Source organism: Candidatus Mycoplasma haematohominis, assembly GCF_902712995.1.
GTDB classification, from domain to species: Bacteria; Bacillota_I; Bacilli_A; order Mycoplasmatales; family Mycoplasmoidaceae; genus Eperythrozoon_B; species Eperythrozoon_B haematohominis.
Window position 1 is genome coordinate 15152 of sequence record NZ_CACTIB010000016.1, and the last position, 26367, is coordinate 41518.

General features: G+C 31.1%; 31 protein-coding genes and 1 other RNA gene. 6 read left to right on the top strand and 26 right to left on the bottom strand.

What is annotated here, in order from left to right:
- The first annotated feature begins 70 nt into the window (after positions 1–70).
- Together H6411_RS02580 and H6411_RS02585 are read left to right on the top strand one after the other, a co-directional pair.
- Positions 71–775, top strand: a complete 705-nt coding sequence (locus H6411_RS02580; RefSeq protein WP_216083087.1) for a purine-nucleoside phosphorylase — start codon at positions 71–73, stop codon at positions 773–775.
- Between the two features lie 45 nt (positions 776–820).
- Positions 821–1549 carry a hypothetical protein gene (locus tag H6411_RS02585; protein ID WP_216083088.1) on the top strand — a complete coding sequence of 243 codons (729 nt, stop codon included), beginning with the start codon at positions 821–823 and terminating at the stop codon, positions 1547–1549.
- Between the two features lie 98 nt (positions 1550–1647).
- Here H6411_RS02585 and H6411_RS02590 read toward each other — a convergent pair whose 3' ends face one another.
- Positions 1648–2277 (bottom strand): restriction endonuclease subunit S, encoded by a 630-nt coding sequence (locus H6411_RS02590; protein WP_216083089.1) that lies wholly within the window; start codon positions 2275–2277, stop codon positions 1648–1650.
- Between the two features lie 238 nt (positions 2278–2515).
- On the opposite strand from H6411_RS02590, the gene H6411_RS02595 reads away from it, so the two are divergent.
- On the top strand, positions 2516–2983 hold the full coding sequence (locus H6411_RS02595; RefSeq protein WP_216083090.1) for a hypothetical protein: 468 nt from the start codon (positions 2516–2518) through the stop codon (positions 2981–2983).
- On the opposite strand, the gene H6411_RS02600 is transcribed toward H6411_RS02595, so the two are convergent.
- From H6411_RS02600 to H6411_RS02610, 3 genes are all read right to left on the bottom strand, one after another.
- Complete coding sequence (locus H6411_RS02600; RefSeq protein ID WP_216083091.1) at positions 2984–4741, bottom strand: ATP-dependent helicase; 1758 nt, start codon at positions 4739–4741, stop codon at positions 2984–2986.
- Between the two features lie 297 nt (positions 4742–5038).
- Positions 5039–5785, bottom strand: coding sequence for a hypothetical protein (locus H6411_RS02605; protein WP_216083092.1), 747 nt, complete (start codon positions 5783–5785; stop codon positions 5039–5041).
- A gap of 469 nt (positions 5786–6254) precedes the next feature.
- Positions 6255–6728 (bottom strand): hypothetical protein, encoded by a 474-nt coding sequence (locus tag H6411_RS02610; protein WP_216083093.1) that lies wholly within the window; start codon positions 6726–6728, stop codon positions 6255–6257.
- Between the two features lie 222 nt (positions 6729–6950).
- Between H6411_RS02610 and H6411_RS02615 the strand changes: the two genes are divergently transcribed.
- A complete protein-coding gene (locus H6411_RS02615) occupies positions 6951–7091 on the top strand; it encodes a hypothetical protein (RefSeq protein WP_216083094.1) in 141 nt (46 codons plus the stop codon).
- Positions 7092–7183: 92 nt separating this feature from the next.
- Here H6411_RS02615 and H6411_RS02620 read toward each other — a convergent pair whose 3' ends face one another.
- From H6411_RS02620 to greA, 18 genes are read right to left on the bottom strand one after another with little or no spacing between them, the layout of a single operon-like run.
- A complete protein-coding gene (locus H6411_RS02620; protein ID WP_216083095.1) occupies positions 7184–7777 on the bottom strand; it encodes a hypothetical protein in 594 nt (197 codons plus the stop codon).
- A gap of 12 nt (positions 7778–7789) precedes the next feature.
- Complete coding sequence (locus H6411_RS02625; protein ID WP_216083096.1) at positions 7790–8401, bottom strand: hypothetical protein; 612 nt, start codon at positions 8399–8401, stop codon at positions 7790–7792.
- A 2-nt stretch (positions 8402–8403) separates the two neighbouring features.
- Entirely contained in the window at positions 8404–9411 is a 1008-nt protein-coding gene (locus H6411_RS02630; protein WP_216083097.1) for a hypothetical protein, read from the bottom strand.
- On the bottom strand, positions 9411–10058 hold the full coding sequence (locus H6411_RS02635) for a hypothetical protein (RefSeq protein WP_216083098.1): 648 nt from the start codon (positions 10056–10058) through the stop codon (positions 9411–9413). The genes H6411_RS02630 and H6411_RS02635 overlap by 1 nt, the downstream gene beginning before the upstream one ends.
- On the bottom strand, positions 10048–10422 hold the full coding sequence (locus H6411_RS02640; RefSeq protein ID WP_216083099.1) for a hypothetical protein: 375 nt from the start codon (positions 10420–10422) through the stop codon (positions 10048–10050). The genes H6411_RS02635 and H6411_RS02640 overlap by 11 nt, the downstream gene beginning before the upstream one ends.
- Before the next feature lie 8 nt (positions 10423–10430).
- On the bottom strand, positions 10431–11342 hold the full coding sequence (locus H6411_RS02645) for a hypothetical protein (RefSeq protein WP_216083100.1): 912 nt from the start codon (positions 11340–11342) through the stop codon (positions 10431–10433).
- The gene (gene hisS / locus H6411_RS02650; RefSeq protein WP_216083101.1) at positions 11342–12613 is read right to left on the bottom strand and encodes a histidine--tRNA ligase; all 1272 of its coding nucleotides are present in this window, start codon (positions 12611–12613) and stop codon (positions 11342–11344) included. Before hisS ends, H6411_RS02645 begins: the two co-directional genes overlap by 1 nt.
- 4 nt (positions 12614–12617) lie before the next feature.
- Positions 12618–14171 carry a CTP synthase gene (gene pyrG / locus H6411_RS02655; protein WP_216083102.1) on the bottom strand — a complete coding sequence of 518 codons (1554 nt, stop codon included), beginning with the start codon at positions 14169–14171 and terminating at the stop codon, positions 12618–12620.
- Positions 14172–15446 carry a GTPase ObgE gene (gene obgE, locus H6411_RS02660; RefSeq protein ID WP_216083103.1) on the bottom strand — a complete coding sequence of 425 codons (1275 nt, stop codon included), beginning with the start codon at positions 15444–15446 and terminating at the stop codon, positions 14172–14174.
- Positions 15447–15450: 4 nt separating this feature from the next.
- Positions 15451–16353 (bottom strand): ABC-2 transporter permease, encoded by a 903-nt coding sequence (locus tag H6411_RS02665; protein ID WP_216083104.1) that lies wholly within the window; start codon positions 16351–16353, stop codon positions 15451–15453.
- A complete protein-coding gene (locus tag H6411_RS02670; RefSeq protein ID WP_216083105.1) occupies positions 16337–16705 on the bottom strand; it encodes a ribosome-binding factor A in 369 nt (122 codons plus the stop codon). The genes H6411_RS02665 and H6411_RS02670 overlap by 17 nt, the downstream gene beginning before the upstream one ends.
- 1 nt (position 16706) lies before the next feature.
- Positions 16707–18443 (bottom strand): translation initiation factor IF-2, encoded by a 1737-nt coding sequence (gene infB, locus H6411_RS02675; protein WP_216083106.1) that lies wholly within the window; start codon positions 18441–18443, stop codon positions 16707–16709.
- Complete coding sequence (locus H6411_RS02680; protein ID WP_216083107.1) at positions 18421–19731, bottom strand: NusA N-terminal domain-containing protein; 1311 nt, start codon at positions 19729–19731, stop codon at positions 18421–18423. The genes infB and H6411_RS02680 overlap by 23 nt, the downstream gene beginning before the upstream one ends.
- Positions 19721–20359 carry a hypothetical protein gene (locus tag H6411_RS02685; RefSeq protein WP_216083108.1) on the bottom strand — a complete coding sequence of 213 codons (639 nt, stop codon included), beginning with the start codon at positions 20357–20359 and terminating at the stop codon, positions 19721–19723. Before H6411_RS02685 ends, H6411_RS02680 begins: the two co-directional genes overlap by 11 nt.
- 3 nt (positions 20360–20362) lie before the next feature.
- Entirely contained in the window at positions 20363–20917 is a 555-nt protein-coding gene (locus tag H6411_RS02690) for a hypothetical protein (RefSeq protein WP_216083109.1), read from the bottom strand.
- Positions 20918–20928: 11 nt separating this feature from the next.
- Positions 20929–21696 carry a transcription antitermination factor NusB gene (locus H6411_RS05870; protein ID WP_246307738.1) on the bottom strand — a complete coding sequence of 256 codons (768 nt, stop codon included), beginning with the start codon at positions 21694–21696 and terminating at the stop codon, positions 20929–20931.
- Positions 21668–22522, bottom strand: a complete 855-nt coding sequence (rpsB, locus tag H6411_RS02700; protein ID WP_246307739.1) for a 30S ribosomal protein S2 — start codon at positions 22520–22522, stop codon at positions 21668–21670. Before rpsB ends, H6411_RS05870 begins: the two co-directional genes overlap by 29 nt.
- Before the next feature lie 13 nt (positions 22523–22535).
- Positions 22536–23015: a transcription elongation factor GreA gene (gene greA, locus H6411_RS02705; protein ID WP_216083110.1), complete on the bottom strand. Its 480-nt coding sequence runs from the start codon at positions 23013–23015 to the stop codon at positions 22536–22538.
- Positions 23016–23128: 113 nt separating this feature from the next.
- Here greA and ssrA point away from each other — a divergent pair.
- Both ssrA and H6411_RS02715 read left to right on the top strand, forming a co-directional pair.
- Positions 23129–23443, top strand: a transfer-messenger RNA (tmRNA) gene (gene ssrA / locus H6411_RS02710).
- Between the two features lie 34 nt (positions 23444–23477).
- The gene (locus H6411_RS02715; protein WP_216083111.1) at positions 23478–24119 is read left to right on the top strand and encodes a DJ-1/PfpI family protein; all 642 of its coding nucleotides are present in this window, start codon (positions 23478–23480) and stop codon (positions 24117–24119) included.
- Between the two features lie 34 nt (positions 24120–24153).
- Here H6411_RS02715 and rplQ read toward each other — a convergent pair whose 3' ends face one another.
- From rplQ to rpsM, 4 genes are read right to left on the bottom strand one after another with little or no spacing between them, the layout of a single operon-like run.
- Complete coding sequence (rplQ, locus tag H6411_RS02720; protein ID WP_216083112.1) at positions 24154–24498, bottom strand: 50S ribosomal protein L17; 345 nt, start codon at positions 24496–24498, stop codon at positions 24154–24156.
- Between the two features lie 5 nt (positions 24499–24503).
- Entirely contained in the window at positions 24504–25481 is a 978-nt protein-coding gene (locus H6411_RS02725) for a DNA-directed RNA polymerase subunit alpha (protein WP_216083113.1), read from the bottom strand.
- Between the two features lie 32 nt (positions 25482–25513).
- A complete protein-coding gene (rpsK, locus tag H6411_RS02730) occupies positions 25514–25894 on the bottom strand; it encodes a 30S ribosomal protein S11 (protein WP_216083114.1) in 381 nt (126 codons plus the stop codon).
- A 3-nt stretch (positions 25895–25897) separates the two neighbouring features.
- The gene (gene rpsM / locus H6411_RS02735; RefSeq protein ID WP_216083115.1) at positions 25898–26365 is read right to left on the bottom strand and encodes a 30S ribosomal protein S13; all 468 of its coding nucleotides are present in this window, start codon (positions 26363–26365) and stop codon (positions 25898–25900) included.
- Between the last annotated feature and the right edge of the window lie 2 nt (positions 26366–26367).

Sequence of the window (26367 nt, forward strand, 5' to 3'; positions counted from 1 at the left end):
ATTATTTGTTGTCAAAAAATTAAACCAAGAAATTGTACTTTTTAATATAAAATTATTCTTTTAATAAAAAATGACACCTCATATTTCAGCAGCTAAAGAGGAAATTGCAAAATTGGTTTTCCTAGCCGGCGATCCTCTAAGAGCAAAATGAGTTGCAGAGAAGTATCTTCAAAATTACAAGTTAGTTAGTTCAGTAAGAAACGTTTATTTCTATACAGGAGAGTACAACGGCAAAAGAGTTACAGTTGGAGCTTCAGGTATGGGATATGGCTCAATGGGTATCTATGCACATGAGTTATTTAATTTTTATGATGTTGATGCAATAGTAAGAATCGGTAGTTGCGGAGCTTACTCTAAAGACTTGAAAGTAGGAAGCGTTGTTATTGTTGATAAATCTAAAGCTGATTCACCTTCATATGCTGAAGTATCAGCTGGAGAAAGTTATGACACCATCTCACCTTCAGGAGATCTAGATAAAAAAATAGAAGCTTTTGCTAAAGAAAAAGGTATTCAAACATTTAGAGGAAACGTTCACAGCTCTAATGTTTTCTATTCTTCATTAGATTTAGAAAAAACTATTAAAGAAAAAGAAGTGATTGCTGTTGAAATGGAATCATTTGCTTTATTTGTAGAAGCTAAGAGGGCTAATAAGCAAGCAGCGTGTGTATTGACAGTTAGTGATATAGTTGGCGGAAGCGAAAAAATGACTCCCGAGGAAAGGGTTACTTGCCTAGAAAATATGATCTCAGTTGCCCTGGGTGGTTGCTGTAATTAGTAAATAAACTTTAGATTTTTTTATGCCATGAGGATTTAGTGCTGCTTGAGCACTTTCAACCCCCCCTCTAATGGCAGAGGCCAAATAACAGTTTCATATCAACCGTCAACGGTTCCAGAGGTAGTATCTGTAAATAAAGATTTAGTTAAGAAGAAGCAAGAAGGGAAAGAAAGGGAAGCAGAGAATAAGAAACAGGGGAAAGAAGATATAAGCGCCCGAAGATGTCCTCCAAAAGGTAAAGATTTGATTTCTGCAAAGACAACAGAAGGAGGAGATTCAGGTTTATTTGAATTAAATTGACTTGATGGCGGCTGATTTCCTAAATTTAGTTTAGAAAATGAACTATCAGATGAATCAGATAAAAATTTTTTGTTGAGCGGCCAAAATTCAAAAGGATCAAGTCTAAAAGGAGAAAAAGGACATTCAAGATCGCCTTTTCCTATTAACCCAGAAGAGCATTTGAGAAATCTTTTCGAAGAAAAAAGAAATAAAGAAAGAAAAGTTAGATTAAGAAAACGAGAAGGTGATTGAATATCTGCTCTTTTATTAGGTTGTGGAGGATTTTATATATTCCCTGAAGGAGAAAGATGAATGTTTATTCAGTGCAATGAGGGAGAAACAAATGAAAAAATTAGAGAATTAGTAGAAAAAACTAGACTTGAATTAAATGAGTCAGACGAAGGCTCGGCTGTAACAGAAGCTCTTCTTAAACATGTTTTTTTGTGAAATTCAGAAGATAAAGAAGAAATTTTGAAAAAAGCCCTTGAAACTTAATTTTAGAGAATATGATTTCTGTTGCATTGGACGGTTGCTGCCAGTAGTTTCTGTATGTTTAATCTTTCAATTTTAAATATTAAATTTAAGAGTTAGCTCTAAAGAGAGAATAGTAGGTTTCTATAGTATTCATATTTTTTCTCATTTATATTTATTTCTTTAAGTAAATCTTCTTTTAATTCTTCTTTCTTTGTTCTCAATTCGTCTAATAAATAAGCTATTTTCTTTTGAATATTAATAGGAGGAAAAGGTATTTTCAATTGTTCTAATTGTTTGATGGGCAAACCCTTTACTGCTCCTCCTCTTACCAAATTTTTTATTTCTTTATGTATGTAAAGTAGGGAATGATATAGATATTTAGGAACTATATTTTCTTTTGCGTTTAACTTACACACTGTTGAACTTAAATAAAAATCTTGGTTTATATTGTTTATAGCTATTTTTCCAGAACTAGCTCCAGAAACGGTAATACATATTTCTCCAGGTTTAAGTAAGAATTTACTGAGATCTCTGGGGTAGTCATTTGGATCGAAGTAAACTAAATTTTCAACATTTATTTTTCCTTGTTGAACGTTAAGTACTTTGATAATGGGAAGGCCTGATTTTTTGTATTTCTTATCATCGAAACTGAAACCTCTTTGTATGTCTACAACATCTTTTAAGATTATTTTTTTTCAGTCCTTCTTATCTAATTTTGTAAGAAGATCCAGTATTGATGTTGGGGGCATTAGTTATTAAATAAAATTGGTAACCAATTTTATTTATTGCAATGTTTTAATAATTTCTATATATGCCGCAAGTACAGGAATTGTTTTGAAATTAGTTAAAGGGTTTTGTAGTTAAAGAAAGTATTTGTAGACTTATTTAAAAAACGCAAATTTTATTTTTTAATCAGCGTTTTTCTAGTATCAATAAAGGATTTATTGAGATTGTTATACTGTCTAAAAACTTTAAATTTTTTAGAAGATGTCAACTCTAGCATATGTTGGTTCAGCTATAGCAGGAACTGTAGCCATCTCATTGGCTACTGCTTATGCTCTTGGAGCATTTGATTACAAGTATGAGAATTTTTTGAAGTATGCGACTGGGAATGGGTTTGTTTATATAGGGGATAAAGAGGATAGTGATTCTAATTCAGTTAAGTCTTTAATAGGAACTGGAAATGATTTGAGCGACTATTCCAAAAGACTTAAGAGAAATTGGAATAATTTGTTGAGGGATTTTGAAAAGCCATCGGAGCTTGAGGAAAATCTTTTTTCTGGAAGCAGTTCTGTATTGGTAAGCAAGTTAGACAATATTGTTGAATTCGTAAAAGCTTGATGCCAGGCCTTTGCCAATAAACCAACCCAAAACAAGAAAAACTGAACTGAGAAAGAAATAAAGGCAGATAAAGATTGAGCAGCTTTCGAAGCAGTTTGTTTAATAAAAAAGTAGTTACTTAACCAAGAGCAATTTTTCTTTAGCTCTTGTGATAGCTACATAAGCTAGGTGTTTATCTTTTGTTTTGGAATTAGATTCATCCAATAGGTAGTTGTATTCAAGAACTATTACCTTGTTTCACTCTAATCCTTTGGATCTGTGAACTGTACTTAGGGTTATGGAATTGTGTTTTTTCTTATTTATTTCTTCCTTAGAAAATTCAGAATAGTTTTTGAAGTTCATAACTATGTCTTCAGAAGATTCTTCCGAAGGATTAGGTTGAATGTTTTTCAATCATTCAATAAATAGATCTATTTTTCCTAGAGAAGCAGCAGTTAGTTTGGTGTTAGCAAATAAAAAGTTTTTTAGATGAGGTACTAGGTTAGATAGATTGTCTGTAGGGAGCGATTTAAGTTGTTTTATTGAATTAATAAAGTTTTCTATTAGAGACATATCTGCTGTATCTACATGTAAGTTTTTCCATTCTTCTCCATCCAATAAAAATTCTGAGAGAGTTATGTTGGTTCCCCAATTAGAAGGGTTAATTATTTCTTTTTTTGCATGACTACTTATCTTTATTTCTTTAGAACAAAGGATGTTTTCTAGGGGAGAAGAGTTGTCAAAAAATATGGCTTGAAAAAGAAGAATGATTTTTTCTATATGTGGATTTTCTAGTAGGAAAAATCTGGAGGATTTAAACGGAATGTTGTTTTTAATTAATAACTCTACTATCTCTTTTACATCTGAGTGTTTTGGAAAGATGATTGCTCAATTTGAATAATCTTGTGATTTAAGTAGTTCGTTTAGTGCTTCTGTTAGGGAATCGCAGTGTATTACTTCTCCTATTTGTTGAGTGCTAGAGACGGAATTGCTGAATTTTATGTGTTTAATTTCATTTGATAGGGAAACAATGTTTTCTGCAGATCTATAGTTTTGAATTAATTCATACTTTATTAAGTTAGGAAAAGTTTTTTCTATTACTTCAAATATGTCTTCTTTTGCTCTGTTGAATAAATAGATACATTGGTTTGGATCTCCTACGGCTAGGAAGTTAGGGGATTCATTAGTTATTAATTTGCTAATTAATCTTCACTGTATTTCATTTAAGTCTTGTACTTCGTCTATTAGTATCGCTTTGTATTTTGCAGTTCAATAGTTTTTTATTTCCGGATATTCGCTTAGTAGTTGACTGGTAAGTATTAGTACATCATCAAAGTCCATTAAGTTTTTTTCTCTAAGTATTTTTTCGTATTCTTTGAATATTCCTGAATATTTTTCTATGTTCTCTTCTGAGATGATTTTTATTCCTAGGAAATTACCTGTTTTTCAATCTGATAAAAGGTTTCTGATTCCGTTTAATCTGGATTTATGAAAACTGTTTTCGAGATTTAGTATTTGGAAAGCTCTTTTTAGAGCTCAGTTTTGCCCTTCTTCTTGAAGGATTTCAAAGCTATGTTTTCTGTGTTTACATATTTTTTCTATATCTCTTCTTAGGATATCGCTGAAGATAGAGTGTATAGTTCCTATTGCAGTAGGTATCCTATGAGAATCCTTTATTCGTCTTTGTATTCTTTCTTTCATCTCTTCTGCTGCCATATTAGTGAAGGTAATAGAGAGAATTTGTTCTGGGGGTATATTGGATTTATTCATCAAATGAATGATCCTTTCTGTTAGTACTCTAGTTTTTCCTGTTCCGGCAGCAGCGATTACTAGTATTGGTTTGTTAGGAGCAGAGACTATTGCTTTCTGCTCAGGATTTAACTTGATGGGCAAAGTTAATTTATAAGCTTTTTGTTAATTGCAATGATACCCGATTAGGTTTTCTTGTGTTGAGTGCTTGCTGACTCTTATTTAATTTTTGTTTTTTATTCGTTGTTTGCTGGGAAAAATAGATTTAAGTATTTAATTTTTCCATTTAAATTTAACTACTAAGATGTTAGTTATTTTTTATTTTTTTGTTGTTTGTGTCTAAAATGCCTAAATTTTTTGTTTGTTGGAACGCGTTAAGAACTTCTATTTGTTGTTCAAGTATTAAAAGGAGATAGGAAAATATCTTGGTAGTTTTTATTTTTAGTTAATGAAACTTTCATGCATATCTGGACTGGTATACGATTTCCCTTTTCATCATTCATCTATATTTTCAAGAACTAATTTAAATTGCTCAATATCTTCGCACTTTATTTTTCATAAGTAAACAGAGTTTTTTGAATCATCATTAGATCAGCTTTCTAATATTGAGAATCTAAGTACTGAATTGTTAATTCCTTTGCATCTAGATCTGAGCACATATTCTATTTTTCTGATTTGATTATCGTGTTTTGTTGGAGGAGGTAAAAAAGGTTGTGAATCTATTTTTCCTATATCGCAAGTGCATATGTAACCTAAGTCTATTTGGAAGAGATATAGATATGTAGCTAACTGCAAAATATGGGATAAGTGCGGTTTATTTCCGCTTTTGCATTTTCCAGATGGAAGAGTTTTTATTTCTAGGATAGCTTGTATTTTTTTATTTTCTATGGCTATTCCGTCAGGCCTTCCGCTTATTTGAATATTTTCTAGAGAGCATCACTTAGTGGTTTGTATTGAAGCATCGTTTTGTTCTTTGAAAGTGTAAAGAGAATTGTATTTATTTACGTATTCAAGCATTTGCTTTTCAAATTTGTTGTAGTCTTCTTCTGTGAATCTTTTTATTTTTGGAGGTTTATAAGAGTAGTATTGTTTTTTCGGCCGAAATCTAGTTTTGGTAGAGAATTTATAAGGTTTTATTTTCTTTTTTGGAAACCTAGTTTTTCCGTACCTTTTATATGTGTATGACATTTTTTTATTCCTTTTAAATTATTTTCCATTATTAACTTAATTAAGGGTTGTTGGCGGTTTTTATAAGTTGGACATGAGAAAAATAGGGGACAATTTAAAGATTTTTGGGTGTGTATATTTGTTATTTAATGAGTCAAGGGAGTTAGATGATTTATCAGAAAAAGTTAATCTAATTGTTCTATTTGAGGCTATGTTCTTTTAATTTTATTTATCTTTTATTTTTTGTTAAAGCGTCCCGTAAATTTTTGTTACGTAAAGTCTATTTTTTAGTTTTTTAAATTAATTCGTTCTTAAAAAATGTGAAAATGATATTATTATTCTAACGGTCTACTTATATCTGCGCCCCCCTCAAGTGTTGCGGATTTTGCCGGTGTAGACTGTTTTTTTCGTGGAAGTTAGGTTGTTTAATTTCTAATATTATTGTTTGATTTTTTAAAAATTCTATTTTTTCTATTTGTTTTTTTCATTTTTAAGCTAGGGAAATTACTAAAACAACTATCAGAATAAAAATTGCGGAAGTTAAGATTGCCGCAAATATTCTGTTAGCTGGTTTTCGATCTATTGAAGTTTGTTGTCAGGATACTTCATTAAATTTGGATGTGTTTTTTGACGCGTAAGAGCGGTTGAGTGTAGAATCAGTAGGCTCATTTCACAATTGTTTTTGAGTATGTTCGAATTGCGTGGCTGCTCTAGGTTTTGTTTGAATTATTACATTTACATTTCTGAATTTTTCCCATATTTTTAAGGGGCTAGTTGTTCTGTTTATATATTTAGGATCATCTGGGCTTAGTTCGAAGAATTCATGTATGTCGGATGCATATATATTGCACTTCTTAACTCCTAAAGTTACACGCACATTGTCTTCTATAACTACCTTTTTATCTACTATTTTGTAGCCTTTTCCTTCCTCTATATCTATAGGTCGAGATCATTTCTCTTTCATAAGTTGAATTAGTAAGCTAATAAATATAGCTGACTATATTCGTGTCGGTTTTTCAAACTAGAAATATCTAGAAAGAGGATATTTTTACTTCTTATTTTTTGTTAACTGAATAATTACTACACCATTTTAGATTCAAAAAAATTATTTGCAATTAAATAAATTTGAAAATTTTTTTGATTTTTTATGTATTTGTGTTTAAAATTCATTGTCAATAAATTTTTTATGGCTTGTTTTCTTTTTGGAGTTATTGATACTCTGTTGTTTGTTTGTACTGGTTCAGTAAATTTTTTAGCTTCTTCTACACCTGTTAAAAGTAAGTTTATGACTCCTTCTACGAATCTTGTTGGTATAGCGCATCTTTAGTTTAGGGGTTTTTGATGTTCTGTGAATACAGGTCAAACTCTTATTCTCTCGGATATGGATTAAGGCTATAAATCTTTAAGAACAAATAGTTATTAAATAAATCCTGAATCTATTGGAGGGCTGGTGTATTTTTTTCCTTTTCATCATTCTGAAATTTCTTGTAGGATATTTTCTAAGTTGTTTAGATTATTTATTTTTATTTTTCAAAGATAAATTGGATTTAGTTTTGAGTTTTTCTTTCAGGTTTCAATTATTGTGTAGTCTATTGTTGAAGGTTTTATTTCTGAAAATCTAGGTTCTAATTTGCTTATTTTTTTTGACTCTTCAGTTTTTAGATTTAAAGGAGAGCCAAGAGATAGAGATTTTGATGCTGGCAAGTTACTAGAACAAATGAAGCCAGTGTCTATAATGAATATGTAAAGATAAGTAGCAAGTTGAAGTATTTGAGATAGATGAGGCTTTTCATCTTTTTCGCATTTGCAATTTGTAAATATAGTTATCATTAATATTGCTTTTATTATTCCTTTTTTTAGAGCTATTCCATCAGGTTGAGCATATATTTGTACGTTGTCTAAATCTACTGTTCTATAAGACTTATTATTTGTTTCTTTGAATTCGTATTCTTTATTGAATTTGTTTATGTATTCAATTAGTTTCTTTTTTTCTACTTGACTTAATTTTTTCATTTAGGACTTTTCTTAAAATTCCTCTCTTTTCTTTGGGCTTATCCTTAATTTATCTTTTCATCAATTAGATATTTCTTGAAAGATATTTTCTAAGTTGGACATATCATTTATTTGTATTTTTCATATAGTTATAGGATTTCCTTTGCTTTTTCACTCTTTTAGTATTGTTACTTTTATTTCTCTGGATTTAAAGCCTTTACATTTCGGCTTTAAATCATAGTATGTGATTTTTGGAGTAGACGAGATTAGCTGTAGAGGATTTTCTGAAATTATTTCATTTATGTAAGAAACATCTCATCAGCATATGAAGCCTGTGTTTATTTGGAATAGGTAAAGATAGGTGGCTAATTGGAGTATGTGCGATAAATGAGGACTAAGACTTTGATTTTTTTGTCCTGCGAATTCGTTTAATTGAATATCTAGAAGAGCATCGGGTTTTGAATTTGAGAAGGATATAGCTTTTGGCTTGCCGAAGATTCTTATATTTTCATAGGATTTGTATTTTGTATTATGCGAACTTAGTTCATATTGTTGTTCAAATTTATATTCGGTTAAATACTTGTTTACGTATTCTATTAATTGCTCTTCTAGATTTATTTTTTCTGTCTCAGAAAGTTTGAACATCATTATTTGTTTTTTAAAAATATAAAAAATCCAACAATTAAAAGAATGCAAGGTATTGAGATTAGAGCCATTGGGCAGAATATGGAAAACAGAATTATGGCTGCTAATGTCAATACAAGAGATATTGACAAGAATAAAAATTTTCCTCTGCTTTTATTTGTTTCAGAAGGGATTTCTATGTTGGTTTGATAGTCATTCTTTAGTTTGTATATTGGTGTTGAATTTATTGAATTTAATTTTTTTGGATATACGGGAGTAATAATTTTTTGCTCATGATTATCCAAAGATATCTCGATTTCAGTAGGAATATATTGTTGTTTTTTTACAGATATACGTCTAAATTTTTTTCATAGTTGATAGGTATTTTTGATTTTTCAATTGTGGTTGGGATCTTTATCTGTTAAGTAAAAGTATTCTTTTATTTCTGAGGCTTCTATGTTTATTTTTTGATCTAATTTTCTGTAATCTTTATCAGATATTTTTAACTGTGTAATTTTTTCATTTTTTTTAACGTAGAAAATGCACTCGGTTTTTTCGATTTTTTCAGGTAGATAGACTGCTAATTTCCTGTTTCTTGAGTTTAAGTTTGTATATTTTTTTACTATTTCTGTAGGTAGAGGTTTAGTTGGAGTAGGCGGCAGAGTTGTTGTTTTTTTAATGTAGACATTTCTTTCAGGGATAGTAGGTTTAATAGGGGTTTCTTTAATAAATTCGATTTCAATGAATTCTTCACGTTCTTTTGATTTAGGAGAGGGTCTTTTTATTCTCTCGTCTTTTGTTATTTGTATATTTCTGAATTTGCTTCATATTTCAAAGGGACTCAGACATCTGTTTATAGTGACTGGATCTCCTTCCGGAAAATTGAAAAATTCATGTATTTCTGAGACTGAAATTATTATTTTTTTGTTTAATTGAGCACGAATTTTTGTGCTCAAAATTATCTTTTGATCTATTAATTGATAGTCCTGCTCTTGTTGATTGAGTTTTAGGGCTGTAGTTCTTTTTTTCATTAGTAAATTTTCTTCATTGCTTTTTTAGCTTGTCTTTTTTCTTTTTTAGTTAGTTCCGGACTGTCTGTCAGGTAGCTATCTCACCATTCTGAAATATCATCTATAACCGTAGAGAATTGTTGGAAATTTATTTTTATTTTTCAAATAGTTAGTGGGGTATCTTTTTTGTGGTTATTTTTTCATACTTCAGTTATTTGGTATGAAATGGGAAGAGCTTGCATGTCGTTTAGTTTAGGCCTTAAATAATATGAAATGTTTTGATTCAGTAAGTATGAGTCTTCCATTTCTAGTTGACTTTTAAATTCTGTTATCGCTTCTTTTTCATAAGAGAGTTGACAGAGACAGAGGTAACCTTGATCTATTCCTGCTAAGAATAAATACAGTGAGAGTTGAAGCACATGAGATCAATAAGGATGGTCTCTTCATAGTGCTCTTTCTAAAAATTGAGACTTTATAGATAGTACTGAAGTTATTTTTTGATTTTGATCTATTGTTATTGCATTAGGCCTAGCTCTAAACCATACTTTATTTTTGTTGAATTCTAGGTATTTTTGTTCTGTTGTGAAATCGAGTTCTAGATATTTATTTATATAGAGGATTATTTCTTCTTCTGTTCTTCTGTAGTCATCTGAGTTATTAAATCCCATTGTCTTTCTTAAACATGAAGTATAGGACGGCTATTATCCCTACTAGAACTATTAGTAGAGCGAACTTAATGTGTGTTGGGATCGAGTATCATCACGAGTTTTTAGATAGTTTTTCTTCTCACTTATAAAAGTGATCCACTATCACATGGGGTAAAGTAATTTTCCTGACTTTGACTCATATTTCTAATTCTGTTTCAAATTTGAAACAGTATTGAGGATCTTGTTTATTTCATTTGTAGAGATCGCAAATGGTATGGTCTGTTATTACTATTCCTTTTTTTGCTTTTTCTTTTACTTCTCCTACAAGAATTATTTTTTCTTCATCTAGGATGTAGTCTTTTCCTGGAGATAGTATTTTGCTCATAGACTCAATTACCAATTTTTGTTGTTATTTAGGATGTTTTTCAGCTCTTTGTCCATTAGTGTTGGGCTTTGAGTTCTGTTTTCTGTAAATCATTTACATAACTTTTCTAGGATTGCTTTATATTTCTCCATATCTATCTTTATTTTGAATAATATGATTTCATTTTCATTTAAGAAGTCATTGCAGTAGGCCTCTAATAGTTGATATTCATAGGGACATTCTCCTATGGAATCTATTCAGGAAGTTATATTGCCTGTGAAAGTTTTTGGTTGGTTAGTATACTTAGTTAAGGTTGTTTTTAGTTTTAGAGTGTCTAAGTCTTCTCAGTTTTCTGGGTTCATGTAACAGATACATATGTATCCAGTGTCTATGCCTTTTAGATATAGATAAAGAGCTAGCTGTAATTGATAATTTAGAGGAGGAACTGAGAATTTGTTTATCTTAGTTTGATTTTTTATGTCAGTTATTGTTTTTATTTCTAGTATTGAAATAGGATTACCTTTATTGTCTCTTTCTTCTCCATCTGGAACTCCTCCAAAGATGTCGTTTCCTTCAAATATGTCGTATTTTTCTAGTGGATAATTAATTCAGGATTTATTTAGGTTTTTCTCTAGATAATTTTTTATTTTTTCTTCTATTGTTCTGTATTTTTCTTGTTTTTTAGGGTTTCTTTTGGGCACGAAAGGGAAGTTAAATACTTGAGATCAGATTTGGTAGGGAGTTATCTCTGCTTGAGGGTTAATCGGAATATTCATCTCTGTATATTCTTCTTTTTCTTCTGGTAGAGTTAGATTTAGTTTGAAAAAGAAAGGAATTTTGGTTCCAGTTATTTTTACGTTTTGTAGTTTCTTTTGTCCTCTTTGGGTTAGAAGGATTTTTTTATTTTTTCTGAAGAAATCTATGCAGGGTCTGAAACCCATTAATTATCTTTCATGTATTCTATGAATTTTTTGAATTGCGCTTCTATATCGGCGTTTGTGTAGTTATATCCATTACCTTCTATCATATAAACTTTTCCATTTTGGCTTTGTTTTTTGGCTATTTTCTGGTGTTTTTCTGGAGATAGGATTTCATAACTAGCTATACAGTAGACTTTGTAGGATTGTTGACTTATCAGTTTTCTTCATTCGTAGACTCATTTGTAGTATTCTGGAGTTAGTTCTTCTTGAGGATATAGGTAGAGATAATAAGATTGATCATTTTGTCATTGATAGTCTTCTCTTTCTAATAGAGCTTTAAGTCTTTCTATTCCTATAGCTAATCCTAAAGCTGGTGTTTTTTGTTCTCCGAATCTTTCGAATAAGTGATCATATCTACCTCCTGCTATTATGGTTAATCCTGTTTTTTCATCTATTCATTCATAGATTAGACCTGTGTAATAGTCAATACCTCTTACTAGGCAGGGATCATGTATGGAATGTATCTTTAGAGTTGATATTAGTTCTTTTATTTTTTCCATATTTCTCATCTCTTCTTTAGTAAGGAAGGTTTCTATTTTTGGAGCATTTTTTACGAAATTCTTTTGGCAATCTACCTTGTCGTCAAGTATTCTCATAGGGTTTTCATTTATTCTTTTCTGGGAAATAGGAGTTAATTGGTCTCTATATTCTTCGAAGTATTCTTGAAGTGCATTGTTTCATATCTTTTTAGTTTTCTCGTTTCCTAGGTAATTTATCTTTAGGCATAGTTGAATTCCTAATCTTTCTTGTATAGCGTGGACTATGACTATATTTTCTAGATCGTCGTGTATTGAATGTGCATTTATTTTCTCTATTCCCATTTGTGTGAATTGTCTTTGTCTGCCATTTTGTGGCCTTTCATATCTGAAATAAGGTCCTTCATAGAAGTATCTAAGTTCGTAGTCTACTTGCTTGTTCATAATTTTGTTTTCTATAAGAGCTCTAGCTACAGAAGCCGTATTTTCTGGCCTTAGAACAAAACCTGCTCTATCTTCTGCAACTTCTCCATCGCTATCTCTACTTTTGATTTGAAAGAATTCTTTGTTGGCAGCTAATAGAGCTTCGTCGTTGTATTCGAACACTTCCATGAATTCAAAAATGGGAGTCCTTATTTCTGAATATCCATAAGAGATAAACATATCTCTTATTATTGAACAGAGTTCCTGAGTTCTTTTTAAATCTACTCCGTATAGATCTTTTGTTCCTCTTGGTTTTTGTATTACTGTTGGCATGAGTTTAAATAATGTGATTTATACCTGCTTTTATAAACTCTACGAAAATCGGCACTACTTTATGAATATTTGTGTTGAATTCGGAGTGAAATTGAGAAGCTATAAAAAAAGCATGGTTTTTAAGTTCGATTATTTCTGCAATATTGGGGTTTTCGATGCTTGTTGCTGATATTACAAGATCTGTATTTTGAAGAATTTTTTGTAATTCTGGATTCAAGTAATATTTATGTCTTTCCCTAAATTCTATTTTTTCTTTTTTGAATATTTTGTGAGCTAGTGTATTTGTTTTTACTTCTATTTCTGTTTTTCCTAGTCTTGTGTTAGGAAGAGACAGGAAAAGAGGTATTGATATATCTGGTTTATCTTTTTGTATTACGTTTTTCATGAATTCAGAGAAAGCAAAGTGCATACCTTGGTTTATTCCTAAGAAAGGAACATTATTTTTTCTACAGAATTCAATTACTGATAATTTCTTATTAGTTTCTTTTGTATTTAAATCATATGGGGCGCATATAGCTCCGTATTTATTTAGAACATTTATGTCTTTTATTTCTTCTGGATTTAGATAATCTATTTCTAAATCTACTCCTAGTTCGTAGGATGCAAATTTCAATGACTCAGTTATAGATAGATAGGAATCTAATACTGAAGAGTGTTCTCCTATTATCGATACATTTAGTTTTTTATTTTTAGGGTTAGTTATTTTCTTAGTAAATTCATTTCATTTTTCAAAGGTATTTTTTCTTGGTTCAAGATTTAATTTTTTAAGTATTCTTTCGTGTATTTTTTGTTTGTATAGATTTTCTGGAACTAGATATAGGTGCCTACTGTCTTTGCAGGTGATGATATCCTCTTCTGGTAGATGAGTTATTTTTGATAATTTAGTTTTTATTGTTTTTGGGGGAGGTAAATGTGATCTTAGTATGAGAATATCTGGACTTATGCAATATTTTGCCAATTCTTTTATTGAATGTTGAGCTGGTTTTGTTTTGAATTCTTTTGGAACTTCTAGATATATTAGAGGACTTATATGTATGAATAAGACATGTTTTTTGCCGTATTTCTTTTCAAAACTTTGTATAGCTTCTAAGAAGTGTTTAGATTCTGCATCTCCTACAGTTCCTCCTAGTTCTATTAATAAGAAATCAGGGTTATTTTCTTGTTCTATGTGTTGATGAATAAAGTTATGGATTTCATCTATAAAGTGTGGATTTATCTGAATGGTTCTTCCGAAAAAATCTTCAGAATTTTGCTTCTCTATTATTTTTTTGTAGACAAGACTTGTTGTCAAGCATGAATTTTTATGTATCTCTTTGCAAAGAAGTCTTTCATAGTGGCCTATATCTAGATCTGCTTCGTGACCGTCAGAAGTAACATATATTTCTCCATGTTCTGTAGGACATAGTTGTCCTGCATTAATGTTCAGATAAGGATCAAACTTTATTATTGATACAGAGAAACCTAGTTCTTGTAGTATGCTTCCTATACTTGCAAGAGTTAATCCTTTCCCAACAGAAGAGTAAACCCCTCCAATTAAAAAAATGACATTTGTTTTCAATTATGTACCTAAGAATTCGTATTTTAAACCGTGTAAATTAACCATATCTCCCTTTTGTGCGCCTGCTTTTATTAACTCCTGATTGACCCCATAGGATTCTATTTTCTGTAATAACCTTGCTCTATTGTCTATGGTATCTGTAGGTATTTTGTAGACTCAATATTTAAGTTTAGGATGAGAAATTACTCATATATCATCTTGTTTTTCTACCTTTAAGGGTTGAAAATCTTCTTCGTTATCTTTGATTTCTAGATATTCTTGTTTTTCTATTTTTGGATTATCTGACATTTCTTTTTCATACAAGGAAAACGTTTGTTCTAGTAGTTCATCTATTCCTGTTTTTTCTTTGGTAGAGATAATTATTGGCTTTATTTGTAATTGATTTTCTATTTCTTTGGATATTGAACTAACTTCATTTTTACTTAATAAATCTGATTTATTGAGAACTAGGATTCTGGGTTTCTGAAATAGCTTTTCAGAGTAGTTTGAGATTTCTTTTTCTATTGAAGTTATGTTTGATATTAGTTCAGTATTACTTATATCAACAAGATGTATAAGTATTCTGCATCTATTTAAATGTTTTAAGAATTCTATTCCAAGTCCTGCTCCATTAGATGCATTTTCTATTAATCCTGGAATATCCGCAACAACTAATTTTTTATTTTTGTAATTGACTGTTCCTAATACTGGGATTAGTGTTGTGAAAGGAAAGGAAGCTATCTTAGGTTTTGCATTGGATATTTGGCTTAATAGAGATGATTTACCTGCGTTAGGTTTACCTAGTAGCCCGATATCTGAGATGCTTTGCAAATCTAATAGAACTTCTTTTTCTTCTGCTGGATCTCCTAATTCATATAAATAGGGCGCTTGCATTCTTGAAGATTTAAAAGAACAATTTCCTCTTCCTCCTTCTCCTCCTTTGCAGACTAGATATTTTTCTCCATGATTTATAAATTCGTATAGTTTTTCTCCTGTGGATTTATCGAATAGATTAGTTCCGCATGGAACTTTTAGATAGACATCTTCTGCATCTTTTCCATGTTGCGCTTTATTTCTTCCTTGTTCCCCATTTTTTGCTTTCAAGGACTTTATGTGTCTTATGTGGAAAAGACTATTTAGGTTTTCATCGGCTTCTATATAAACTGAACCTCCTTTACCGCCAGAGCCACCAGCAGGCCCTCCCATTCTTACTCTACTTTCTCTTCGCCAAGAGATAATCCCATCTCCCCCTTTTCCTGATTTAAGAAATATAGAAGCAGTTGAGACGAATTTCAATTAGTTATTTAGTTGCTGGTAGATATGGAGAAGTTAGATGTCATTTGTGATCTACTGCATAGTATAGACATGCGTTGAAGACAGATAATGCCATAAATATGAATGCTATTGTGAATATGCAGAAGAGGAATATGTGAAAGTATTTAGATTTATGTAAATGGTTTACATTCACAAATCAAAGGCTGGCAAAGAAAAATAGAGGGACAAGAGCTAATACGAGAGATATTATTGCTGTCGAGAATATAAAGTTTGTTCAGTGCACTGAGAAGCTTCTTTGTATTTCATTTACTGAGTACGGAGACTTATGAAATAAAGCTATTACTGGAGTGCTGAACAGTAGTATGATGATCATGAAGATTAATTCTCTCTTGAAGATAAATTTGGAGGTTTCTTCTTTTCTTAGATATAGATCTGTTAAAGAGCTGAAGTTGTTCATATATGAGGTTGTTTTCTTTTTTCAAGTTTTGAAAAATATTGAAAAGACTTGTCAGTTTTCTGGAGTAATTACAACTTCTTCTTTTGGATTTAGAGGTATGTTGAATCATTCTTTGAACTTAAGAAGAAACCTTAATATTCGACTGGACGGGATTCCTTCTTCTAATAATTTTTTGTGGTGTATTTCTTTTCTTGATAAAGATTCATAAATTTCTTTTATGAATTCTGGACTAGGTTCTTTGCTGGATACCTCTACTAAATCATGTTTCTTTTCTTCTATGAATAACTCTCTTATTGGCGGATTATCTTTTTCTAATGCTTCTTCGTTGGCTTCTACAAATAAGGAAGCTAATGCCTGATCATTTAATTTAGCTGCTTGTTCAGAGGCATGATCCAGACCATCCTCTAGTTCATCACCATCTCCTGCACCTCCCGCTTTATCGTTTCTTGTATCTTTAGTTTTCTTTCCCATTGTTTAGATCTAAATTAATTAATTGTCCTACTTTTTTTCCTTTGGCAAATACTTTATCCTCTTCAAATCTAAAGAAGGGGATTCTGTATTTGTCTAGACTGGAACTTAAAGAATTCCTAAATAAATTATTTAATTTGTTTATCTTTTTTAGGACTAAATTTTTTCTTTTTGTATCTTTTATACTTCCTAAATCTAGATAAACAGTTGCTATTGTCTTAGTTCTGTTTAAACGTAAATGATTTATTGTGATTCTTTTGAATAAAGGATCCTCTAAATCTTCATGAAAAGATTTAAGAAGCAGATTGTGTAATTTTTTTACATGCCTTTTAGCCTCTATGCTTTCGTAAAACACCTTATTCTTTTTTCTCTACCATTTTGTACGCCTCAATAATATCTCCTGGCTTTATATCATTTCAGTTATTTACTACTATTCCGTATTCTTGATTTTCAGAGCATTCTTTTATTTCATATGCTTCTGTTTTGAATGATTTAATTGTTGAGTTAACCAGTATATTGTCGTCCCTGATTACTTTTATTTTGTTTGTTTTTTCTATTTTTCCAGAGATCACCTTACATCCTGCAATAGTACCAACTTTTGAGTGATGTCATAGCTTAAGTACTTTTGCCTTCCCTAGGCTTTGTTCCTCTCATTCTATAATTCTGTCTTTCTCTATAATGTCTATTAATTCTTCTTCTATTTCATAGACACTTCTATAGTTTTTTATAGTTATCTTGATGTCTTTCGCTCTATTGATTATTGCTTGAGATATTTTTTGGTTGAAGTTGATAATAAGGGCATTTGAAATAGTTGCTAGTTGTAAATCTACATCTGTTACTGGACCTATATTGGATGCTGTAATTGGTATACCGTTTGAATAAATTATTTCTTTTATCGCTTCTAAAGAACCACTTACATCGCATTTGACAATTACATTTAGAGTATTTATGTCTTTGTGTTTTTTTAGTAATATGGCTTCTTTTTTTGTTTCCATTTGAGCAAATTTTTCTAGGTATTCTTTTGCTTTTTCTTCATTCTCTCCTGAGAAAGAGATAAATCTATCTCCTGCTTCTGGAAGGGATTTAAAGCCAGATACTTTTGCTGGACATGAAGGTTCTAGTAAAGCAATTTCTTCTCCTTGAGTTCCGGTCATTAATTTAATTTTGCAGACTGCTGATTTCATAACTAGATAGTCCCCACACTTTAAGGTTCCTCTGAAAAGTAGGAGTGTAGCTGTGGAACCTAATCCTTTTTCTATTTTTGATTCAATAACAGTTCCTATTGCAGGGGTTTTTGATGTTGTTTTTAATTCCGCTAATTCAGCAACCAGAAGAATTGTGTCTAGTAATTCATTTATTCCATCTCCCTTTAAAGCTGATCCTTGTACGCAGATTACATCTCCTCCAAATTCTTCTAGCACCAAACCATGTTCCATTAATTCGTTTTTTAGGGCACCAACTTTTTTATCTCCTTTGTCAATCTTGTTTATGAAGACAATAATTTTTACTTTAGCTGCCAGTGTATGTTGAATAGCTTCTATAGTCTGAGGTTTGATTCCATCATCTGCTGCAACTACTAGTACTACTATGTCGGTTGCATTTGCCCCTCTAGCTCTCATTTTTGTGAAAGCTTGATGGCCGGGAGTGTCTAAAAAGGTTATTTTTTTATTATTTCTCTCTACTTGATAAGCACCAATGTGTTGCGTTATTCCTCCGAATTCGTTCTCAGCTACTTTACTCCCTCTAATTCTGTCTAAAAGAGTAGTTTTTCCGTGATCAACATGCCCCATTATGGTCACAACAGGGACTTTTTCTTCTAATTCTGATACTTTTACATCTGTAAATGCGAGGTATTCTTCAAAGAGATCCGCATTTTCCTTTTCCTCCGTTCCTTCCTCAAAATCTATATTTCATTCTTTACATAGAGTTATACAATCTTCTTTAGTAAGTACAGTATTTAAATTTGTAAGTCTACCGTTTAGAAAAAAATATTTGATAATTGCGCCAATCTCTATTTTTGATTGGTTTGCAAAATCCGAAAGAATTAATGGTCTAGCGAATACAAATTTATTATTTCTTTCCTTTTGATCCATCTTTTTCTGACTTATCTTCTGAATAGTAATCGTTTAGGATATCTTCAGATTTTTTGAAGTGCATTTTGAAAATTCTTTCAGAAATCTTATTACTACCGACAAATTTAGAATCATCAACTGACACGTAGTCTATATTTTCGTCTTTTGCCTCTTGAATTGTTTTCATATTTATTTTTCAATTTGTAAGCATGTACACTAATTTTGTGTTTGTACCTCTTTTTCCTATGCAAGCTAACAAATTATCTAGAGTAGCAATAAGAGTAATTGTGTTTGGTTCAGGTTCCAATCTATAACCAATTATTTTTCCTGTTACAAAAGAGTTGATCACATTTTGTACTGGATCTTCTGATCACAAAATAACATCTATTTTTTCATTCATTAATTCGCTGGAAATAACTTTCAATCTCTTACCTTTTGGACCAATACAACAACCTACAGGATCAATATTTTTACTGTTAGAAGAAACTAATACTTTGCTTTTTTGTCCAGCAATTCTGGCTATACCTTTTATTTCTACTAATCCTTCAGATATTTCTGAGATATGTTTAGTCATCAAGTATTTAACAATTTCAGCATCTGTTCTAGATAGGATGATTGGGAAGTGTACATTTATTTCTGAAACTTCTTTGATATAGAAAAGATATGTCTGCCCCAAAGAAAGGTTCTCATAAACTCTATTTCCGTGAACATCAAATCAAACTAAATCAGCTTTAGTAATTACCCCTTTGGCTGTTGAACCGTCAGGAGCGATCATAGAAACAATTATCTTTTTAAGAGATCTATCATCCTTGTTTTCCAGTATTTCTTCTACTGTTCCTTCCAGAACAGTTCCTTGATATTGAATTCATTTTTGACATGTAACTCTACTTACTTCGTTTTCTGTTAATTTTTTGAAGAATATTTGAATGTTTGTAGTTATCTTTCCATCAAATTGATTCATGTCTACTTCTTTGTAAACCAAATCACCTATTTTCGGTCTGGAAGGGTTTTTAGATGTTTTAGGAAGAGTATTTACTTTAGAAATTGGGATAAGAGTTTCTGCATCCTCGAAACCATCTGTTTTATAGAATTCATCTGTAACAACCATCAATTCTCTCCATATCTCTATTCGGCTTTTTTCAAGATCAACAACAACATCTACAACGTTATCTGGGTACTCTTTAAGGAATGCAGTTTTTAGCGCCTGAGCCAATAAATTAGCCACTATTTCAGGTGTTAACTTATTCTTCTCAGCTACAGATTCAACTAAACCAATAAGGGCTTGCCCTCCTTTTTTCTTAATTAGCATCGACCTCTTCTATCTCTTCGTCTTCTTCTTTTTCATCCTCTTCTAGAATTTTAAGGTTATGTTGCCTTATTAAGTATTCCTTAATGATCGTTTCTTTATTTTTGTGGTAGAAAATGTCAAAGCAAACACAGAATTCATAATAAGAAATTAAAGCTGAAGAACCAACTCCTAAGAACATGCAAAAAACTATAAATGTATAAGCTATGGCGCTAATTGCTGTGCTGTCTGCGCCCATACAAACAGAAAAAACCAACGCTAAAAGAGTTAAGTTGCATGATACAAATGTACAAGCTGTACCTCTATAGTAGTACTTTAATCTTTCCTTTTTAATTATGGTAGAAAAATCTCTATATTCTGAAGTTGCGGTCTTCATGTAGTACAACAAGAGAGTCATAACTGCTGGTAGACCTAGAGCAATTACAACAATATTTTCTGGTCTTTCTTTTATTCCTTGAGAAACTAATATTCTGTCTAGAACTATCAGCAATGTCAAACATATATTGCAAGCAACTAAGCAATATCAGTGTTTTCTCTTTCACTTAAGCGAAAGAGCAGAAAACGCCGTATTTTGTCTTACTTTTAGATCTGGATTTCCTGGATTGACCGTAAAATCTGTTGAATTTGACAATTTCTATCTACCTCTCATTCTTTTCCTGGCGACTTTTCTTTGATCTATGTCGTTGATAATCTCAGGAATAATAGTATCCTTGTATTTTCCATTATAAATTTTGAAGTAGTTAAAGCATTCAAAAGTGTTTATATAGACGTTAGAGATTACTCCAAGAACTGCTGTTACAGCCGTTAGAGCATAGGTTACGTATTTAAACGTATCTACTTCCGTTTTTATTAGCATATAACAAGCACAGACTAAGAGGATATTTCACGAGATAAAAAATAGCCCTAGACCCTTCCATAATCTTTTTGAATTTGCTTTGTCTTCTTTAAGAAAGTATCTGAGAGCTTTTACTTCCTTTACTGTTTTTATTGCATATATTAATCCGAGTATTAGGAATAATCCCATTCCTGCAGCAGCTATTATTCCGCTTGTTTCTCTACCTAATCCCGGTATTAATTCATTGCTGCTAGTATCAGCAGCAGAGAATAGAACAAAAATAGGTATTAATTTGTTGGAGAGGAAAATTCCTCTGGCATGTAACTTTTTGTATTTAAATACGAGATTCTTCATATGTTAAAAGTTTAATGTTCTGTCTCTTTAAAGTAATTATCTAAAAGAGCATGAACAATTCTGTATTCTGTATTTCCGCAATAATTTTTCGCAGTCTTAATTGACTGAGTTATTAAGACTAGTTTTGGGGTGTCAAAGGTTTGTGACTCTGAAATAGCTTCTAATAATATCGATACTGTAATTGGGTTTATTCTTTCTCATTCTCATCCTTCTTTCAAATATCTATTTATTATTTGTTTGTAATCTTCTTTGTTTCTTAAATATTTATCAAATATTTGTTTCTCAAAGTCAATTCATTCTTTTCTTTCCTCAGTCACATCTAGTTTTTCTTTATTTTTTAATTTTTCAGTCATCAGATCTGCATATATAGCTTCTACTATTGAAACTCTTCTTTTTCAAACAGGTTTTTTATTATCTGCTTCCATATATATTTGATCTCATCAAGCTTTTACTTGGCATTGCCTTAGTAATCTTAAATTTTCTTCTATTTCTTTAAATTGACCCAACACTAAATAAAAATGATCTTTATTTAAAGCATTTATTTCATCTGTTCTTAGTAGAATAGGTTGTATGCCTTGGTCTGTATAAAAAGAAATTTTTTCATCAGTAGTATTGTTGTCTACAAAGAGTAAATATTGAAAAACAACAGGCTTTTGCTTAGGCGCAGGAAATACTCTGACATGAAATAAATTCTTAGCTAGGTAAGTTAAATAACTTCAAGAAAGATTAAACCTAGGTTCTAGGTATTGTTTATAAAAAAGAAATATTTCCTCTTTCATTCATTTTTGGCTTAGATGAGTATTCTTCCGGAATTACTATTTCAGAGGGATCTTTAAATGCTATCAAAGTTTGGTTTCCTTGCGCTTGAGCAATTGCATCACATAACAAATTAGCTATTAGATATACAGATTTTGTTGAAGTATTATTTCCTGGAACTATGAAATCTATCAAATCAGGATCTGCATTTGTATTAGCTAAAGCAATTACAGGAATTTTCATTTTTTTAGCTTCTTTTAGGCAAGTAATATCCTCGCAAGGATTGAAAAGAATTATTAGGTCAGGTAATTTCTGTAAATTTTTTATACCTCCGTAAAATTTCTCTAATTTATTTCTTTGTTTTGTTTTTTGTACCAACTCTTTTTTTGTGTAGCCGTCTTGCAAATTAGGATCGCTTAAAAGTTCATCTAAATCATTTAGCTTTTTGATGTTTAGGCTGATGGTTTTAAAGTTAGTCAATAAACCACCTAATCATCTTTGAGTTAGATAAAAAACTTTTACTCTTGAAGCTGCTTCTGCAATTATTGGAGAGTTAGCTTTGTTTTTAACTCCAACTAACATAATGTCAGCGTCAGCGCTGACTAAATCCATAATGTACTGATATGCTACTTTTATAAAAATAGAAGATTTTTCATTGTCAAAAATATACCTACCGTGAGCTTTGCTAGAAATAAAGGGCTCCATTTTTGGATTTCAAAATCTAGCTTTAAGCCCAATGTTGCACTCACAATTGTTAAGAGTATCTATAGCTATTAATTCATTTTTTGAAGAAGTTATTTCTTCATTAACCATGTTACTTTTTGCCTCTTGGCCGTTTTCGCTAAACAATATACCTATCTAATTATGAAATTTCAAGAATTTTTATCGTGTAAGGAGAAACTACATTTTGTACTTCAACCACATCACCTACCTTTTTACCTAACATAGATTTAGCTAGAGGACATTCGTTTGATATTCTTCCTATTTGGGGGTTATTGTCAACAGAACCAAGTATCTCATAAGAAGTTTCCATTCCGTCTTCTACTTCAAGAATCTTTACTTTAGAACCAATTTTTACTATATCTCCTCCTTCAGCTCCGTCTATATCTTTAATAAGTATGTGGTTATCTATAACTGCTTTAAATTCAGCTATTCTTCCTTCTATAACTTTCTGGTGATTTAAAGCTGATTCATAGTCTGCGTTTTCTGACAAGTCACCATTTGCTCTAGCTGCTTTTATTTCTTGAATTACTTTTATTCTGTCAACATTCACTAACTTATCTAGTTCGCTCTTCATTGTTTCAAGAGTGCTAGCCGTTAATTTATGTTTTTTATTTTCCATATTCTTTATCTATTTAATAATAAATGATAGTAATTTTATTCGTGAAAGTTCTTCATATTTATAATTTGAAACAACAGAGTTAAATATTTCTCGTTTTCTCTGTGCCACTAAACGGGAGTGTTTATTGGGTTCGACAGTGTATTATAAGGACACTGATTGCAGCAGGGTAAGCCCTTTACAGCTGTATACGTAAACGCAAAAAAAAGAGCGAGACGTGCAACTCGTTCAGCAATTAACTTGCTGATGAGTTCACCCTTGGAGCAACTACAACTTAGCTACTAGTTAGTAGAGCCTCTTTAGGGTTCTGAGGAAGGGGGTAATTAAAATCTTGAAGTAGGGGTAATTGTCTTTTTTAAAAAAAGACTAAGCTGTAGAGATCGGTGTTGCTGGTACGTTGGATGGGGGTTCGATTCCCCTCGCTTCCACCATTTTTAATATATACGTAAGTTTGTTAATTTATTTATGTCCTTTCCCGATAAACAAGTTCGAATAGCTGTTATTTGTCCTAATAATGTTGAGGACATGGAATTGATTATTCCTGTCGATATTTGAAGAAGAGCTAAATTTATAGTTGATGTAATTGTTTACGATACAAAAGCTAACTTCAATCTTAACTATTCAAATTTAAAAGTATTTTCTAATTTTGCAATCAAAGGAACTAATTTAGTTCAGTATGATGCTATTTATCTTCCTGGAGGGCCAGGGTATAAAAGTTACTTAACGCCTTCTAATATAGAGAAGGAAGAAAATGAATCAAGATTGCATACAGCTCTTAAAAAGTTTTATGATGACGAGACTAAATGGATAGCTGCTTTATGTGCTGCCCCAGTTGCCTTATTGTGTATTCTTGAAGACAAAGCTTCAGATCTTAAATTTACTAGTTACAACAATCCTGAGTTAATAGGAGAGTTCCAAGAACGTTGATTGAACAAAAAAATTGTTGTTGATAAACAAGTTATTACTGGACAGAATGCAGGATGCTCTATGGATATAGCTCTTTCTTTGGTTGAAGCTTTAGCAGGAATTGAATTAGCTAAGTCAATAGCTGACAAATTATTTGTTGAATATCCAGGTATGAACAGTTACAAATTCTTAAACAAGTAATAATCGTTTAGAAAGATACAACTAACAGATACAACTAAACTAAAGAAAGAACAACTCTGTCTTTTTCTTGTAGCTTTAATAGTCTTGTACAACCTCCATTTCTATCTTTATATTTTTTAGCTATATCAGTAAAGATCTTATTTAATAGTTGATCTTTTTCATATTTGCTGGTTCTTAATATAACTGATGCTACTCTTCTTCTATCAGCTAAAGTTCCTCTTTTAGAAAGAGTAATCATTCTTTCTAGATATCTCTGAGTTAATTTTCCTCTTGACTTTGTTGTAATTATGTAGCCATATGAGAAGACATCAGATATCTGTTGTCTAGTAGTCATCTTTCTGGTAGACGTATTTACACCAAGACTATTTATGTAAGACATTGGTCTTAGTCTTTGAATTTAAGACCTCTTTCAGCTAATTTAGCAATTATTTCGTTTAGACTTTTTTTACCAAGGTTTTTTATTTTTTCTGCTTCAGCAAATGAGATATTGATTAATTCTGGAATTGTATTAATACCATTTTGTTTTAGACAGTTGAATGATCTCATAGTCAATTCCAATTCATCTATTGGAGTAGATATAACTGCTTTTTTTGTTGCCAATTCTGAATCACTCAATAGTTTTCTTTTTGAAATTTCAGGATTGAATTCAGCAATTGGTTCCAAGAGTGATCCAAGAGTTCTAGCAGCTAATGCAATTGCATCTATAGCTTTTATAGAACCATTGGTTGCAACAGTCATTGTTAGCTTGTCTGTTGTTCCTTGTTTTGTTGTTTTTTCTTCTGTAACTTTTCATTCAACTTTTGTAATAGGAGAAAACATTGAATCAACAGCAATAATTTTTAGAGTGTTTAATATTTCTCTGTTTTCTGTAAAGCTTCTGTATCCTCTGTCCATACTTACAAATAATTCCATATCGAAATTAACATCCTCTGTTAATTCGCAAATCTTAAGATCATTGTTGATTATCTTTACTCCAGGAGGGCAAACTATGTCTCTAGCGTAAATAGTTCCTTTTTTATCTTTGTTTACTTTTAAAGTTGGTCAATCACTAATTGTTTTTTCTTCTAAATCATCAACATTTAAAACATTCTCATCTATTTGAATAACTAGCCTTTTTAGATTCAAGATAATTGTTGTTACATCTTCGAAAACACCATCAATAGATGCAAATTCGTGAGAAAGTGAATTGATCTTTACAGCAAATACAGCAGCTCCAGGAATATAACTAAGAAGAACTCTTCTTAATGCGTTACCGATGGTAACACCGAACCCTTGTTTAAGAGGAGAAATTACTACTGTAGCTAAATATTGATTAGAAGTGTTAACTTTTGCATCTATATTGAATTTTGGTATTTTTTCCATTGTTTATATCTTTCTAGAATTTTAATACAAAATTACCTCGGTTTTTTCGGAGGTCTGCATCCATTATGTGGAATTGGAGTTACATCAATGATTTCTGGGATGTTGAAACCAAAGGAAGCAAGCGTTCTAATCGCTATTTCTTTACCTTTTCCAATACCTTTAACTTTTATTATTAAATTTTGAACACCTATATTTTGTGCGTTTTTTGCAATCTTTGCGGCAACTAAATTAGCAACATAAGGAGTAGCTTTCTTGGTTCCTTTATAGTTCAAGGTTCCTGCTGATTCATGCAAAACACAGTTTCCATCTTCATCAGTAATTGTGATAAGTGTATTATTCAGCGTCGCACTTATGTGAACGATACCAGAACGAAGTACTATCTTCTTCTTTTTTTTGGAGGCTTGTACTGACACTAACTATTTACTTTCAATTTTTTTGTTGGCTACTGTTTTTCTTGGACCTTTTCTAGTTCTTGCGTTAGTTCTAGTTCTTTGCCCATGTACAGGTAATCCACGTTTATGTCTGATTCCAACATAACTGTTTATTTCTATCTGATTTTTAATATTATCCATAACTTTCTTTCTAAGATCACCCTCAAATAGGAATTCGTAATAAACATATTTTTCTTCGTTCTTTTGCAATTGCAGGATAGTTTGAGATATAGCAGATAATTGATCCTTTGTTAAATCTTTAACTCTTATTCTCAAAAATCCTTCTAATTTTTTTTTCTCTTCTAGATCCATTTTATTTTCCGGCTTAATTGCATTCAGAAAACTTTTTTGAATTATCTTCTTAGATAAAGAAAAACCTATTCCATATATGTGAGTTAGAGCCACATATATTGACTTATTGGCAGGAATATCTACACCTAATAAACGTGGCATTT